This is a genomic window from Actinomadura geliboluensis (assembly GCF_043197915.1).
GTDB lineage: Bacteria > Actinomycetota > Actinomycetes > Streptosporangiales > Streptosporangiaceae > Spirillospora > Spirillospora geliboluensis.
This window is the reverse complement of sequence record NZ_JBICUA010000020.1, coordinates 56,128-70,944: the sequence shown is the minus strand read 5'-3', so window position 1 is coordinate 70,944 and position 14,817 is coordinate 56,128. Positions and strand designations below refer to the sequence as shown.

The 14,817-nt window shown below is 72.5% G+C and carries 13 protein-coding genes; 9 read left to right on the top strand and 4 right to left on the bottom strand.

What is annotated here, in order from left to right:
• The first annotated feature begins 2 nt into the window (after positions 1-2).
• Positions 3-233 (top strand): DUF7455 domain-containing protein, encoded by a 231-nt coding sequence (locus ACGFI1_RS41990; protein ID WP_138636738.1) that lies wholly within the window; start codon positions 3-5, stop codon positions 231-233.
• A gap of 180 nt (positions 234-413) precedes the next feature.
• On the opposite strand, the gene ACGFI1_RS41985 is transcribed toward ACGFI1_RS41990, so the two are convergent.
• Positions 414-1,121, bottom strand: a complete 708-nt coding sequence (locus ACGFI1_RS41985) for a GNAT family N-acetyltransferase (protein ID WP_387074338.1) — start codon at positions 1,119-1,121, stop codon at positions 414-416.
• 50 nt (positions 1,122-1,171) lie between these two features.
• On the opposite strand from ACGFI1_RS41985, the gene ACGFI1_RS41980 reads away from it, so the two are divergent.
• Positions 1,172-1,915, top strand: a complete 744-nt coding sequence (locus tag ACGFI1_RS41980; RefSeq protein WP_392793240.1) for a YaaA family protein — start codon at positions 1,172-1,174, stop codon at positions 1,913-1,915.
• A gap of 106 nt (positions 1,916-2,021) precedes the next feature.
• On the opposite strand, the gene ACGFI1_RS41975 is transcribed toward ACGFI1_RS41980, so the two are convergent.
• The 3 genes from ACGFI1_RS41975 to ACGFI1_RS41965 form a co-directional block, all read right to left on the bottom strand.
• Positions 2,022-3,680 carry an RNA polymerase sigma factor gene (locus ACGFI1_RS41975; RefSeq protein WP_138636741.1) on the bottom strand — a complete coding sequence of 553 codons (1,659 nt, stop codon included), beginning with the start codon at positions 3,678-3,680 and terminating at the stop codon, positions 2,022-2,024.
• Positions 3,681-3,932: 252 nt separating this feature from the next.
• Positions 3,933-6,032 (bottom strand): SpoIIE family protein phosphatase, encoded by a 2,100-nt coding sequence (locus tag ACGFI1_RS41970; protein ID WP_392737544.1) that lies wholly within the window; start codon positions 6,030-6,032, stop codon positions 3,933-3,935.
• A 389-nt stretch (positions 6,033-6,421) separates the two neighbouring features.
• Complete coding sequence (locus ACGFI1_RS41965) at positions 6,422-7,003, bottom strand: HhH-GPD-type base excision DNA repair protein (RefSeq protein ID WP_138636743.1); 582 nt, start codon at positions 7,001-7,003, stop codon at positions 6,422-6,424.
• Between the two features lie 94 nt (positions 7,004-7,097).
• Between ACGFI1_RS41965 and ACGFI1_RS41960 the strand changes: the two genes are divergently transcribed.
• From ACGFI1_RS41960 to ACGFI1_RS41930, 7 genes are all read left to right on the top strand, one after another.
• Positions 7,098-7,802, top strand: a complete 705-nt coding sequence (locus tag ACGFI1_RS41960) for a molybdopterin-dependent oxidoreductase (protein ID WP_392793238.1) — start codon at positions 7,098-7,100, stop codon at positions 7,800-7,802.
• The gene (locus tag ACGFI1_RS41955; RefSeq protein WP_387074342.1) at positions 7,789-8,502 is read left to right on the top strand and encodes a cytochrome b/b6 domain-containing protein; all 714 of its coding nucleotides are present in this window, start codon (positions 7,789-7,791) and stop codon (positions 8,500-8,502) included. Before ACGFI1_RS41960 ends, ACGFI1_RS41955 begins: the two co-directional genes overlap by 14 nt.
• Positions 8,503-8,687: 185 nt before the next feature.
• Positions 8,688-8,936 (top strand): hypothetical protein, encoded by a 249-nt coding sequence (locus tag ACGFI1_RS41950; protein ID WP_386870976.1) that lies wholly within the window; start codon positions 8,688-8,690, stop codon positions 8,934-8,936.
• 176 nt (positions 8,937-9,112) lie between these two features.
• Entirely contained in the window at positions 9,113-10,648 is a 1,536-nt protein-coding gene (locus tag ACGFI1_RS41945; RefSeq protein ID WP_386871720.1) for a hypothetical protein, read from the top strand.
• A 107-nt stretch (positions 10,649-10,755) separates the two neighbouring features.
• Entirely contained in the window at positions 10,756-12,375 is a 1,620-nt protein-coding gene (locus ACGFI1_RS41940) for a TY-Chap domain-containing protein (RefSeq protein ID WP_392793236.1), read from the top strand.
• Positions 12,376-12,439: 64 nt separating this feature from the next.
• Positions 12,440-14,425 (top strand): SseB family protein, encoded by a 1,986-nt coding sequence (locus ACGFI1_RS41935; RefSeq protein WP_392793234.1) that lies wholly within the window; start codon positions 12,440-12,442, stop codon positions 14,423-14,425.
• Entirely contained in the window at positions 14,422-14,790 is a 369-nt protein-coding gene (locus tag ACGFI1_RS41930; protein WP_138640037.1) for a hypothetical protein, read from the top strand. The genes ACGFI1_RS41935 and ACGFI1_RS41930 overlap by 4 nt, the downstream gene beginning before the upstream one ends.
• Positions 14,791-14,817 lie beyond the last annotated feature (27 nt).

Below are 14,817 nucleotides of genomic sequence, written 5' to 3'. Positions count from 1 at the left end.
CCGTGACTGGAGCCCTTGCCCCAACCAAGCCGCTGACCGTCGCCGACCGATGCGACCGCTGCGGCGCCCAGGCCTACGTCCGTGCTGTTCTTGTAGGCGGCGGCGACCTTCTGTTCTGCGCCCACCACGGACGCAAGTACTCAGAGGCGCTGCGAGCCAACGGGGCCGACATACAGGACGAGACCGACCGGCTTACCGAAACCCCGGCCACCGCGTCCCCCGAGGAGCGGTAGATCTCCCCATAGAAACCCCAGGAACGGCGGTCACCGGCAACGGTGGCCGCCGTTCGCATTTCACCCCGCCGCGCTCCGCCGAGCCGCGAAGAGGCATGACTTCAGAGAGTAATTAGACAATCGCGCAGCGTAGTGAAATTGCTTCTGACCATGGGCCGGATCACTCCATCCACATGGTTCTCACCCCGGAGTGACATTCTTCACTCGATAGTGATAGCCACCCGCCGGAACGAACCCTTCCGCCGCGTACATCGCCCTCGCCGGCGCGTTCCGCTCAACGACGACCAGATACGCCCGTTCGCACCCCTGCTCGCGTCCCCAGCCGAGGAGGGCCCGCAGCACGCGGCGCCCCAGACCCCGCCTGCGCGCCTCAGGCGCGACGGCCATGGCGTAGACACCGAACCACTCCCCCTGCGGGACGCCTCGTCCGACGGCGAGACCGTCGAGGGACGCGTATCCGGCGCCCACACCGGTGAGGATCTTCTCCGCCATCGGCAGCTGATGGTCGTACCGGCCGTCCACCGACCACCACAGGTCGAGCCACTCCTGCGACGGCGCCTCCGTGATGTCGGCCCCGTCTCGTTCGTAGGGGACGGCCAGGTCGGCGACCATCGCGATCGTCGGATCGACCAGTTCGTAGCCTCGGCCCTCCAGGAGCGCGTCGAGCCCCTCAGGCCGCGCCTGGGCGTCCACCGAGAACACCGTCGGCAGCCCCAGCGCGCCATAGAAGCGCTCAGCCTCCTCCACGGCCCGGCCCACGTCCCCTGGGTCTCCCAGGGGCAGGACGGAGTTGGCCCGCTTGGTCACTCCTTCGGCATGGCGCAGCACCCAGCCGCCAATATCCTGGGTGGACGGCGCGGGCCACGCCTCAGCGACGAGCTCGCCCAACCGTGTCTCCAGAGACCGCGCCGCCATCTGTCACCGCTTTCGGGGGGATCGTGCACATCCTGCTGCCGCCGTCGGAGAAGAAGGCTACCGACGGGGACGGCCCGCCCCTCGACCTGGCCTCGCTGAGCTTCCCCGGGCTCACCGCGACGCGAAAGCGGGTCCTCGCGGGCCTCACCAGGGCGTGCAAGCGGCGCGACGCCGCCGACGTGCTCGGGCTGCCGGCCGGCCAGGTGGACGAGGCGCTGGCCCGGAACAAGGCGCTCCGGGAGGCGCCCACGCTCCCCGCCGCACGGCTCTACACCGGCGTCCTCTACGACAACCTCGACCTCCCCGACCTGGACCCCGACGCGGCCGCCGCGCAGATCATCGTCTTCTCGGGCCTGTGGGGTGCGCTGAGGCTCACCGACCGGGTCCCGCCGTACCGGCTGGCCATGGGCGTGTCCCTGCCGCCCACGGGCCGCCTGGGGACGCTGTGGCGCCCGGCGATGAGCAAGGCACTGCGGCTGGAGGACGACCTGGTCGTGGACATGCGCTCCGGCCCGTACGCGTCGGCGTGGAAGGCGCCGCAGCCGGCCGTCGCCGTCCGCGTGGTCCGGGAGCGCGTCACCGGCGGCGTCCCCAAGCGGACCGTCGTCAGCCACATGGCCAAGGCGACCCGCGGGAAGATCGCCCACGACCTCCTCAAGGCGGGCGCCGCGCCGCGCACCCCCGACGAGCTGCTCAAGGCCGTCGCCGACCTCGGCCACACGGTCGAGCTGAACGGCACCGACCTGGACGTCGTCCTGCACGACTGACGTCCCGGCACGGCGGGCGGCGAGCACGGGACGCGAGCCTCCACCGGCATGACGAGAACAGGGCCTCGCGCGTGCGCGCGGGGCCCTGTTCCCTCAGGTCGAACGATCAGTCCAGGTAGTCGCGCAGGACCTGCGACCGGGACGGGTGACGCAGCTTCGACATGGTCTTGGACTCGATCTGCCGGATGCGCTCCCGGGTCACCCCGTACACCTTGCCGATCTCGTCCAGGGTCTTCGGCTGGCCGTCGGTGAGGCCGAACCGCATCGACACCACGCCGGCCTCGCGCTCGCTGAGCGTGTCGAGGACGGAGTGGAGCTGCTCCTGCAGCAGCGTGAAGCTGACCGCGTCGGCGGGGACGATCGCCTCGGAGTCCTCGATGAGGTCGCCGAACTCGCTGTCGCCGTCCTCGCCCAGCGGGGTGTGCAGCGAGATGGGCTCACGCCCGTACTTCTGGACCTCGACGACCTTCTCGGGGGTCATGTCGAGCTCCTTGGCCAGCTCCTCCGGGGTGGGCTCGCGGCCCAGGTCCTGGAGCATCTGGCGCTGCACGCGGGCCAGCTTGTTGATGACCTCGACCATGTGCACCGGGATGCGGATGGTGCGGGCCTGGTCGGCCATCGCGCGGGTGATCGCCTGCCGGATCCACCAGGTGGCGTACGTGGAGAACTTGTAGCCCTTGGTGTAGTCGAACTTCTCGACGGCGCGGATCAGGCCGAGGTTGCCCTCCTGGATGAGGTCCAGGAACAGCATGCCGCGCCCCGTGTAGCGCTTGGCCAGCGACACCACCAGTCGGAGGTTGGCCTCCAGGAGGTGGTTCTTGGCGCGGCGGCCGTCCTCGGCGATCCACTCGAAGTCCTCGAGGTCCTCCTCGGACATCGCGGCGGCGGACACGGCGAGGCGCTCCTCGGCGAAGAGCCCGGCCTCGATGCGCTTGGCGAGCTCCACCTCCTGCTCGGCGTTGAGCAGCGGGACCTTGCCGATCTGCTTGAGGTAGTCCTTCACCGGGTCGGCGGTGGCGCCGGCGGCGGCGATCTGCTGGGCGGGCGCGTCCTCGTCGTCGTCGCCGAGGGTGAAGCCCTCCTCCTCGGCCGGGGCGGCGCCCTCGGCGCCCTTCCCGGCGGGGGCGGCCTTGGCGGCGGGCGCCGCCGGGGCCTCCTCCTCGTCGGCCTCGGGCTCCTCGACCTCGGCGGCCGTGTCGTCCTCCAGCTCGACGTCGAGGTCGGCGAGGTCCTCGTCGAGGTCGACCTCGACCTCGTCGTCGACCTCGGGGCCCTCGCTCTTCTTGGCCGGCGCGGCCTTGGCGGGCGCGCTCTTGACGGCGGCGGCGGCCTTCTTGGCGGGCGCGGCCTTCTTCGTCTTGGCGCCCTTGGCGGGCGCGGGCTTCTTGGGCGCGGGCTTGGCGGCGGCCGGGCGCGGCTCGGCGGCGGCCTCCTCCGGCGCGTCGTCGCCGACCACGGCGGTCACCGTGTCGGGCTGCTCCTTCGCGGCGGCGGCGGTCCTGGGCTTGCGCGCCGCCTGCGCCGCGCGCTTGCGCGGGCGCTTGGGCGCCGCTGAGTCGGCAGCGCTCACCATGACGGTCACACCCTCCTTGCTGAGGCTCCGCAAAATGCTGGAGGCCTTCGACACGGGGATGTCGGCCTCCTCGAACGTACGGCGTACGTCGTCGGCTTCGAGGTAACCCTGGGACCGTCCACGCTCGATCAGTTGCGCGATGACGTGATCGTGCAGATCCGACGCTTTCGAGGTCGAGCTAGCAGGCGACACAAATACCTCTCGAACGAACGTGTGGCTTGGTTGACCCAAGTGCCCTGACGGGCCCGGCCTCACACTGGGTGGGACCACACACGGAGCGGACCACCGGTGCGGGACCGCAGCGTACCCGCTCTGTCTGGGTCAAGCATTCTGGCACTGCTGCGCATTCCGCCCTGGAGTCCTACCCGGTAACACTCCACCTTAGAGGGCGCGGGACGGTCCTTCGAACGTGCTACTCCGTCTTGACGCGGTCTCAGGCGGTTTTCACGCGGGCTCGGGCGGGACGTGCAGGGCGAGCACGGTCACATCGTCCACCTGCTCGTATCCGGCAAGCATCCGATCGACCAGGAAGTCGACGAGTCTCTCGGGATCTCCTACCACTTCAGGTGGGGCGTCCGCGGCCACGGCGACAAGCTCGTCCAGCCCGGCGTCCACCCCACGCCTACGGTTCTCCACAAGTCCATCGGAATAGAACACCACAGTGTTGCCGGTCTCGATGGAAAAACTTGTCTGCTGCCGCTGGCTGGGCCAGCCGAGGGGCGTGCCGGGCTCCAGCGAACTGACGCGCGCGGGCGAATCCTGGGAGATCAGCAGGGGCGGCGGGTGGCCCGCGTTGCTGAATTCGCCCTGCCCGGTCTCGGGGTCGATGACGACGTACGCGACCGTGGTGAACTGCTCCTCGTCCTCGGTGGCGCTGAACAGCCGGTCGAGGCCGGCCAGGACCGCGGCGGGGCGCGGGTCGTTCAGCGCGAGCGCGCGCAGGGCGTTGCGGACGCGTCCCATTCCGGCCGCGGCGAGCACGCCCTTGCCCATGACGTCGCCGACGGCGACGGCGAGCCGCTGGTCGGGCAGCCGGAACACGTCGTACCAGTCGCCGCCGACCTGGACGTGGCGCGTGGCGGGGTTGTAGCGGGCGGCCAGCACCATGCTGGGCAGCTGCGGGAGGTCGCTCGGCAGGAGGCTGCGCTGGAGCTCCTCGGCGGTGCGGTGCTCGCGCTCGAACAGCAGGGCCCGCTCGACGGCGAGGGCGCACTGACCGGCCAGCGCCTCCAGGAAGACCCGCTCCTCCTCGGTGATCTCCCTGGGCCGGGTGAAGGAGAAGCGGAGCGCGCCGATCGGGGCGCCCGCCGCCAGCAGCGGCAGGCCCACCCAGGCGCGTTCCTCGGTGTGCTGGGCGAACAGGTCGCGCTCGCCGTGGCCGAGTTGCAGGCGCAGGCTGTCGGGGTGCTCGGCCAGGAACGGCCGGCTCTCCCGCACCGCCACCGACATCACGGTCTGGTCACTGACCTTGATGTCGTCGCGGGAGGCGGGGCTGGTCTCGCTCTCCGAGCCCGGCTGGGACGGCGTCACGATGCTGAGGCGCAGCTTGTCGTCGTCCAGCAGCGCCACGGCGGAGTAGTCGGCGCCTATGGCGGACCGTCCGACCTCGGTGATGACCTGGACGACCTGGGAGACCGTCAGGGCCTCGGCCAGCATCGAGGTGGCCTGCTGCAGGCGCGCGGTGCGCAGCGCAGCCGCCGACAGCTGCTCGGTCAGCCTGCCGCGCATCTCCTCGGCCTCGCGCTGGCCGGTCACGTCGGTGTTGGCGCCGACCCACTCGATGACCGTGTCGCCCTGCCAGATGGGCACGGCGCGCACGTCGAAGTGGCGGTAGGTACCGCTCTTGGTGCGGATGCGGTAGTTGGTCTCGAAGACCCGGTTCTCCTCGACGCACTCCTGCCAGACCGACTCGATGCGGGGACGGTCCTCGGGGTGCACCACCGACAGCCAGCCGCCGACGGCGTAGTCGTCCGGCGTCTGCCCGGTGATCGCGCGCCACTCGGGCGCGTCGTCGATCACGCCGCCCGCCGGAGCGGCGACCCACACCACCTGGGCGCTGGCCTCCACGAGCGAGCGGTAGCGCTGCTCCTTGCGGCGGATGACCTCTTCGGCCCGGCGACGCTCGGTCACGTCCAGGGCGGTGAGGACGACGCCCGTCTGGGCGCCCTCGGCGTCCCTGGCGGGCAGCCACGTGCAGGCGAGGATGCGCTCCTCGACGGCCGTGGCGACGCCCGGCGCGGCGCCGGGCGCCGGGTCGGAGGCGGCGCCTCCGGGGGCCTCGCCGGCCGGGACCACGAGGTCCAGATCGCTGACGGAGCGGTCCTCGTCGATGACCTTCCGCAGCGCCGTCTCGAAGGCCGCGCCGAGGGCCTCGGGCAGCACCTCGGACGGTCTGTGCTGCAGGAGCTCGCGCGCCGGCACGCCGAGGAGCGCGGCCAAGGCGTCGTTGGCCTTGCGGCAGCGCAGGTCGGGGTCGAAGAACGCCAGCCCGCCGGGGCCTTCCTTCAGCAAGGTCGCGTACAGCGCGGCGTCGGACGCATCCATGGGCCTGCCCTCCACCCCTGAAACGCGGGGATGCGGAACGGACGTCTCGGTGCTCATGGACAACACCTCCGCCCCAGAGGGTCCCGTACCGCGCGGCAAGTTTTCATCACTATGAGTGAATGGGAGCAGGCTAGCGCTCCCGCCTCCATCACAACACCGGTCGGAGTCAGGTATTCATCATCCCGATGGTTCGGCGTGTACGGAACCCCTGCTGAACATCGTTGTCCCTTCGGTCCCGGACGAACGCACCGGATTCGGACACCACCGCACGGGACGCGCGAGGCGGCCCGTCCGGACGGCGAGTAGGAGATGTTACGACCCTCCGGCGTCACCGCGCGTCAACTTCCCTAGTCCGGGTGTGTCTCCGGCTCGGCGCCCCCACGGCGCCGCTACTTGGCGGCTTTGGCGGCGGCCTTCTGCTCCTGCTTGAAGGCCCTCACCTGGGCCAGGGACTCCGGGCCCGTGATGTCGGCGACGGAGCGGTGCGAGCCCTCCTCGCCGTAGGCGCCGGCGGCCTCGCGCCAGCCCTCGGGCCGGACGCCGTACTGCTTGCCCAGCAGCGCCAGGAAGATCTGCGCCTTCTGCTTGCCGAACCCGGGCAGGCCGTTCAGGCGCTTGAACAGCTCCTTGCCGCTGTCGACGCCCTTCCACACCTTCTCGGCGTCGCCGTCGTAGTTGTCCACGAGGTACTGGCACAGCTGCTGGACGCGCTTGGCCATGGAGCCGGGGTAGCGGTGGACGGCGGGCTTCTCCGACAGCACCGCGGCGAACCGCTCCGGGTCGTAGGCGGCGATCTCGTGCGCGTCCAGGTCGTCGGAGCCGAGCCGCTGCGTGATGGTGTACGGGCCGGAGAAAGCCCACTCCATCGGGATCTGCTGGTCGAGCAGCATGCCCACCAGCGCCGCCAGCGGGCTGCGTCCGAGCAGCTCGTCGGCTTCCGGACGCTGTGCGAGTTGAACCTTCGTGGCCATGGCATCAGCTTAGGGCGGCCCTCGGATCTGTCAGAAGTCTTACGGGCGCGGCGCGGCCCTGGCAGGCGCGGCCGCGCGGTGCTCGAATGAAGTGGTGAACGAGGAGGAGCGGACACAGGGCAGCCCGGTCGGGCGGCGGGTCGTGCTGGGGATGCTCGGCCTCGGCGTCGCGGGAGTCGCCGTGGGAGCGTCGGTCCAGGACAAGGTGAGCCGGACGCTGGCGCCGGTCGGCCCGATCGGGGACGTCCTGCCTGCCGCAGGCGGTTTTCGCTACTACTCCGTCACGGACGGTGTGAAGCGGCACAGCGCCGCGACCCACCGCGTGACCGTTAGTGGCCTCGTCAACAAGCCGCAGGCGTTCCGGCTGGCTGATCTGGCCCGGCTTCCCCAGACGGTCATCGACCGCGATTTCCAATGCGTGACGGGCTGGCGGGTACCGGATGTGCACTGGGTGGGAGTCGCCCTGCCCGATCTGCTGGACGCGGTCGGTGTGTCACCGCAGGCCCGAGCAGTGCGGTTCACGTCGTTCGACGGCGTCTACACCGAGTCGCTCACGCTGGAACAGGCACGCCGTAGGGACGTCCTTGTCGCGACCCAGATGGACGGCAAGCCGGTGACCCACGATCACGGCGGCCCGACGCGCCTCTACGTGGCGCCCATGTACGGCTACAAGTCGCTGAAGTGGCTCAGCGGCATCGAACTGACCGACAAGGTGGAGCCCGGCTACTGGGAGAACCTCGGTTACGACGTGGACGCCTGGGTCGGACGGTCGAACGGGCGTAACGATGCACCGACATGACACGCGCGGGCACGAGGAGACCCCAGAGGCGGGTGCGTCGCGTTGGCTGCTGCGGTTCACGCGGGCGGAGCGGTCGATACACCATGCGACCGCGCTCTTGATGCTCGTCTGCCTGCTGACCGCGGCACTGCTCTACCTGCCGGTCCTGTCGACGCTGGTGGGCCGCAGGGAAATGGTCAAGACCGTCCACGTGTGGTGCGGGTTCGCGCTGCCCGTGCCGATCGTGCTGGGCCTGCTGTCACGCGCGTTCAGGGCCGACCTCGGGCGGTTGAACAGATTCGCCCCGCACGACTGGGAATGGCTCAGACGCAGCGACCGGAGGGCCGTGCAGGGCGGGCGGGGCGTCCTGCCGGTGGGCAAGTTCAACGCCGGGCAGAAGCTCAACGCGGCGTTCACGGCGGGCGCAATCCTGGTCATGCTCGGCACCGGCGAGATCATGACGTTCCCGGACCCGTGGGGCGACCGGTGGCGGACGGGAGCCACGTTCGTCCACGACTGGCTCTTCCTCGTCGTCGTCGTGGTGACGGCCGGGCACCTGTGGGAGGCGCTACGGGACCGTGACGCGCTCACCGGGATGCTGACAGGGCGGGTGGACCGCGGCTGGGCGGCGCGCCACCACGCCGCCTGGGCCGATGCCCGGACGCGCGGCGATGAGCCGCAGGGCGCCGGATCGCAAGGGCGGCACCGAGAGGGCACCTGAGGGCCGTCCAGAATTTGCCGAACGCCACCCCCGGCATGTCTTGACTCTTCCCGTGAAAGCGCTGAAATGGGACATCGAGGCGGGGTTTCCACGGAATCCCCCCGCCGGGGCCGGTCCGTGCCGCGCTTCGCCTCAGCCGGCGGCGCCCCGCCTGCCGGAACCCCGTGCCCGGAGGTGTGCGCAAGATGCCTGCACTGACCGATCACCAAATCGAGACACGCGACGCGCTCGCACGGCGCCTGTGCGACGAGTTCACCACCTTCCCCTCGGACGCGGTCCGGCGGTGCGTGGACGACGTCCAGGCATGCATGGACCACCTGGGGCTGGACGCCACGCCCGACAGCGTGGAGCGGATGGCGCGTGAGCACCTCACCGGCGTGCTGAAGTCGGAGCCTCCGTCCGGGCGCACTCCCGGCGGAGGGGTGGACGGCTGAGCGGCCGACGCGGAAAGGGCGCGGATCCCGCCGGTATTCGGCCGTGTCCCGGCCAACGTGCGCGCGCGATCTGAGAGGCTAGAAGGGTGAGTCCCCGCAGCCGCAACAGCTCCTCCGGGGACCCGGCCCGGGACGGCCACACCACCCCGGACGAGGTCTCGGCCATCTTCGACGGCATGCTGCAGCACGCGCGCGAACTCCTCGCCGTGCGCAGCCCCCTGGACGCGGAACTGATCGTCAGCGAGATCCTCGGCTCCTGGTGGGGGCACCGGCTCCCGGACGGCGACGTCGAGGAGGTCATCGGCGAGGCGCTGGTCGACCACGCCAGGGCCGCCGCCACGCCCGCCGCGCTGGCCCTGCTGACCGGGATGGCCTACATGGGCACGCCCCGGCAGGCGGCCAAGGCCGAGCGCGCTGCCCTGGAGCTGATGGCCGGCGGCGTCCCGCGGCCGGGATGGGCCGACCGCGTGGGGATGGTGGAGCCGGAGGGGTGCTTCGTCTCCCGGGACGTCTACGGCGACCAGGACTCCATCATCTGCACCTACACCTACGGCGGCGCCGAACGGCACGCCCTGGTCATCGTGGTCGACCGCACCAAGGCCGGGGCCGTCCTGCCGTCCGGCGACCCGTTCGCCTCCGCCGCGCCGGCCGCGCCGCCGGTGAGCGGCATGGTCAGGGACGCCTGGGTCTCCTCGCGGGTCGACGCGCTCCTCGACCGGTGCCGCCGCGACGGCCGCGACAACCCGCTGATGCGGTTCGAGGAGCTCGACCTCCGCGACACCGCGGCGCTGCTGCGGAGCGCCCTGGAGCTCACGGACGGCATCGACGACCCGCCGGTGAACGACACCTTCGGCACTTACCACGCGTTCGTCCGCGCGCGCGTGGACATCCTTCCGCCCGGCGGGCGGCTGCCCCAGCCGCCGGTGTACGGCCGGGACAGGCGCGCCACGATCGCGGCCCGGTTCCTCGCCTCGGACGAGGCGGAGGAGCTGTCCGACCTGTCCGCGGCGAGCCGGTGCGTGGACCGGATCATCGACTACGGCTGCACCCACGACTTCGGCCGGCCGCTGCGGGTCTCCCCCGTCAAATGCGAGATGTTCCTGCTCGACTGGCTGCCGAGGAAGGTTCTGCTGTCCCCGTCGGAACAAGAGGCTGTCCCGCACGTGCTGGGGGCCTGGGTCCGCTGGGCGGGGCGGCGAACGGGTCTTCCGGAGGAGGGCATCAGGGCCACCTTGGACGCCCTGTGGGACGCCACCGCGAAGTTCGCCGACGCCTACCGCGACCCGGCCGCGTTCGGCCTCGACCGCGACCTCGTCAAGCGGCTGCTGCCCGACGGCGACCTGGAGGCACTGCCGCGCCGCGCGTTCGCGATGCCGTTCCTGTCGGGCACCCACCGGCAGTCGGGCCGGCACGGCTTCATCGACCTGTCGAAACTCGATCCGTCCGACCCGGACGACCGCCGCGCGATCCTGGAGTTCGAGCATCCCGGCGCCGACGAGGCCCACCTCGACGCGCACGAGCGCCTCGCCGCGCGGCTGTGGGACGGCCGGCCCCCGCAGCTGTGGACGACCGCCCAGGCGCTGCTGGACGTCGGCTACGAACGGCACGAGATCCTGCACAGGCTGATCGCCGTCCTCGACCGCTTCGGGCACGCCCCGGAGGCGCTCCGCGACGCGCTGCGTGTGCTTCGTCACGAACCCCCGCCCGAGTGAACTCCCGGTTTGCGCGCGGCGTCCCCGACGACAATCATCGGGACCCGGGCATGGTCTCGCGGGGTCTCCGGGGCCCGGGGGCCGGCCCCCGGTCGTAGGGAGTGATCTTGTTGGAGTGGTCCGAGTTCGCCCGGCGGCTGGGACGTGAGCTGGCGGGGCTCGAGCGCGACACGATCCTCATCGTGCGCGAGCGGGAGGAGAGCCGTCACTACGTCCAGGCCATGCGCGAGCCCGACCGGCTCTACGCCGAGGCCGTGAGCAACAACTTCCTCGACGGGCCGCTGCTTCTCACGGTGGCCGACGAGGAGGTCATGAGCGACGCGGGCTGGCGCCCGCCCGCCGACCCCGCGCCGCGCAACTGGTGGACGGAGCTGCCCGAGGCCGGCGCCCCCGGCGGGATGCTCGGCGTGACGGACGGCGACTACTCGCGGCTGGCCGACGTGATGGTCACGGCCCTGCGCGACGTCCAGGGCGTCCGGCGCCCGTCCGACCTCGTCTACGAGTCGTTCCACCGGCACGGGACGGGCCTCATCGAGCTCGTCGGGTTCGGTATCGACGTCGCCGACCCGTCCAGGGTGAACAAGCGGCGCGCCGCGTCCGGCGGGGTCCTGCCCGAGGCCGGCGCGCAGCCGGCCGGCCTGCCCCCGGCGGGGACGCCGCTGCCGCTGCCGACGGACGGGCTGCCGAGCGCGGAGGCCGACCTGCTGGAGCCCCGCCTGGCCGAGGCCAAGGCGAACGGGGACAACACCACCTACTTCAGGCTGCTGGAGAGCGCCGACCTCGTGCTCCCCGCGACCGCCTCCGCCGTGGAGGACCCCGACCGCGCCGAGTTCCCCACCATCACCATCGGCGGCGACACCCACGTCACCGTGTTCACCTCGCCGGGCGCCCTCGCGCGCACCGGCGACCGCCATCCCGGGCTGTACCGGCGCACCACCTTCGCGCGGCTGGCGTCCGGCTGGCCGGACCCGGCGTGGCGGGTGGCGATCAACTGGGGGCTGCCCAGCGAGGTGCTGCTCGACTCGTCCGCCCTCGTCCGGCTGAGCGGCGGGCCGGAAACGCCTCCCGCCGCCCCGGAGGAGCCGTCCAACCCGTACGGGAGGGTCGATCCCACCGCGCTCTCCGGGCCGAACCCCGTCGCCGGTGGCTCGGCCCCCGGTCTGAACGGTTCGGTGCCGGGGCTGAACGGCTCCGTCCCGGGCCTGAACGGTTCCGTCCCCGACCTGCCCAGTGCGGACGACCCGCGCGACTCCTACGACGACTCGCATACGGCGATCGACCCGTACACGGTGGACGATCTGCGGGCGGCGCTGGCGGCGGGCACGGCCGAGCCCGAGGCACGCGAACCGGCACCGGCCGCGCCTCCACTCGGCGCACCGACGGACAAGCCCGCGGACAGGCCGGCGGACCAGCCGGTGGACAAGCCGTCCGACGACCGTGCACCGGACGTTCAGCCCCCAGTGGAGCAGCGGCCCCAGGACCAGCCGCGCAGCGATCCGCCGCCGGCTCCCCGCCCGGCGCCGGAGCAGCCCGCGAACCGCGCGCCGAGCACGCCGCCCTCCCCTGAGCCGCGCCCTGCGGGCGCCCCCATGCGGCTGCCCCACGGCACCCGGCTCTGGCGGACGGCCGGTGACGGTGACGAGACACCGCTCGCGGTGTACGACGCCATAGGCGGCGTCTGGACCCAGGTAAGGGCCGACGCCGTCCCGGCACCCTGGACCGAGTGACGCACCGTTCGGCTACCGTCAAGTACGGCATCCTCGCCCCCGCGGACGTGAAAGTGGATCCCGAGTGGACTGGAACGACTTCGCCAAACGGCTGACGCTGGAGCTTTCACGGCTGCCGGTCAAGTCGTTCCTCATCGTGCAGGGGCCGAGCGGGCTGCCCTATGCGCAGGCGATGCGCTCCGAGGGCGTGCTGGACGCGGAGGCCGTCGGCAGCGCGTTCCTGCCCCGCCCGCTGGCTCCGCGGCAGGAGCGGCGGCTCAGCGCGCTCGGCTGGGAGTCCCCGGACGGGGAGGAGCGCAAGAACTGGTGGGACCGGTACACCTGGCGCGACCGCGGCGGCCGCACCTCGGCCGAGCACCTGGAGGCGTGCGCGCTGCTCGCCGGGCAGATGGTGGGCGCCTTCCGCGACGTGTACGGCATCGAGTCCCCGCTGGAGCTGGTCTACCAGGCGAGCAAGGCCGGGCCGGACGGCGGGCCGCTGGCCCTGCCCGGCCTCGGCATCCCGCTGGCCGTGCCCGAGGACGAGGCGCGGCGTGCCGCGTCCTCCGCCCGTCCCGCGCGGCCGTCCGGCTCCGCCCTGGAGGACGCCCTCACCGACGCCCGGGAGCGCGGCGACCAGCACGGCTACCTGGAGCTCCTCGCGCGCGCGACCCTCTACCTGCCCGCGCCGGGTGAACCGGGCGCGGCCGGGCACCAGTTCGCCACGGCCCAGTTCGGGGACGGCACGTTCGTCCTGGCGTTCACCTCGCCCGGCGCCATGGACCGCTCCCTGCAGGGCCAGGCCGTCCACCACCGCGAGGCGACGCTGGCCGAGCTCGCCCGGCGCTGGCCGCACCCCGAGTGGCAGCTCGCCGTGAACCCCGGCCTGCCCAGCGCCTCCTACCTGGACGCCAAGGCGCTCCTCGAACCCGAGGAGCCGCGCAGGCCCGCCACCCCGACGCCGCCGGCGCCCACGGACGTCCATGTGGCGGGGCCCGCGTCCCGCCGCCGGGCCCGCGACGCCGCGTCGCGCACCGACACCCGCACCGACCTCCGTCCGCCACGACCGCAGGCCGCCAAGGCGCCGCAGAGCCCCGAACCGGCGCGGAGCCGTCCGCAGGCACCGGCCGCGGCCGGTGCGCCGCCAGAGGCGCCCACAGGCCCGTCCCGCGCCGCCGGTGCGCCGCGGCCGCCCGTCCGCGCGGCCCGGCCTCCGGCTCCCGCCGCCCCGGCCCCGTCGGCCGCCCCGACGGCGGCCCCGCCGCCTCCCGCCCCGCCCGCGCCCCCGGCCCCGCGTCCCCCGGCGCCCGCGCAGCGCCCCGCGGCGGCCGCCGCGCCGCCGCCCCCTGCCGCCCAGCCGGTCGCCAGGCCGCCTGCCCCGCCGATATCGCCGGCACGCGAGACGCCGAGCGACCCGCACGGCCTCCCGGTCGCGCCGCTCTACGGCCAGGGCAAGGGACGCCGCGACGAACCCGCCCCCAAGCCAGAGCCCGCCCCCAAGCAGGAGCCCGTCCTCACGCAGGAGGAGGCCACTGCCGCACCACAGGCCGGGAAGGACGCGTCCCCCGAGACTCCGTCCCAGGTGGTGATGATGCAGAAGGTGGTGCGGCCCGAGCATGTGCAGCACTACCTGGAGGGCGGCTACGACCTTGTCGCCGGTTACGTCCACCGCCTGCAGGACGTGCGGGAGATCCGGTCCCCCGCCGCGATGATCCGGGCGCTCGGGCTCGTGTACGAGGGGTCGCCCTTCACGCACGCGGACGAGCAGGTCTTCATGATCCGGTGGCCGGCGGTGAAGCCGGCGCTGTTCCGGCGCCCCCTCGGCGGGATCGACGAGTGGAGCATGGGCATCATCCCGGGCGGCTGGGTGATCGAGCGGGCGCCGTTCCCCGGGTCGGGGTACGCGCCCGGCGAGGGCCCGGCCATCCCGGAGTTCAAGATCGAGAGCCAGCGGCTGCCGCACGGCGCCGGGCTGTACCGGCTGGACGCGCGCGGCGCCGAGACCCTGGTCGCGGGGTACGACGCCGATCTGCGCAGGTGGCTGGTGAAGCTGCCGGGAGGGCGGGGATGAGCATCCGGCACGGGTTCTACGCGAGCTGGCGCGGCGGCGAGTACGAGGCCAGTCCCGACGGCGAGCAGGTGCGGCTGTACACGGCGAGGCACACGGACGGCTTCCGCCAGGTCTCACCGGACCGGTTCGTCCAGGTGGTGCCCCTGGCCGACGTCGACCGCCTGCAGTACGTGACCACGCATTGCACGTGGCGCGGCGAACCCTTCGTGGTGCTCGGCGAGCATGACGGCTGGCTCCGGGTGGAGTACTGCGGCGGTAAGGCCCCCGTGGCGGAGGGTCTCGGTCTGGAGCTGTTCGACCGCGGCGTGTACCAGGCGTGGGCGTCCCGGCACGAGGTCGAGGACCTGCACGAGGAGCCCGTCTGAGCCCGGCGGCGGGTGCGCTCGGTCAGT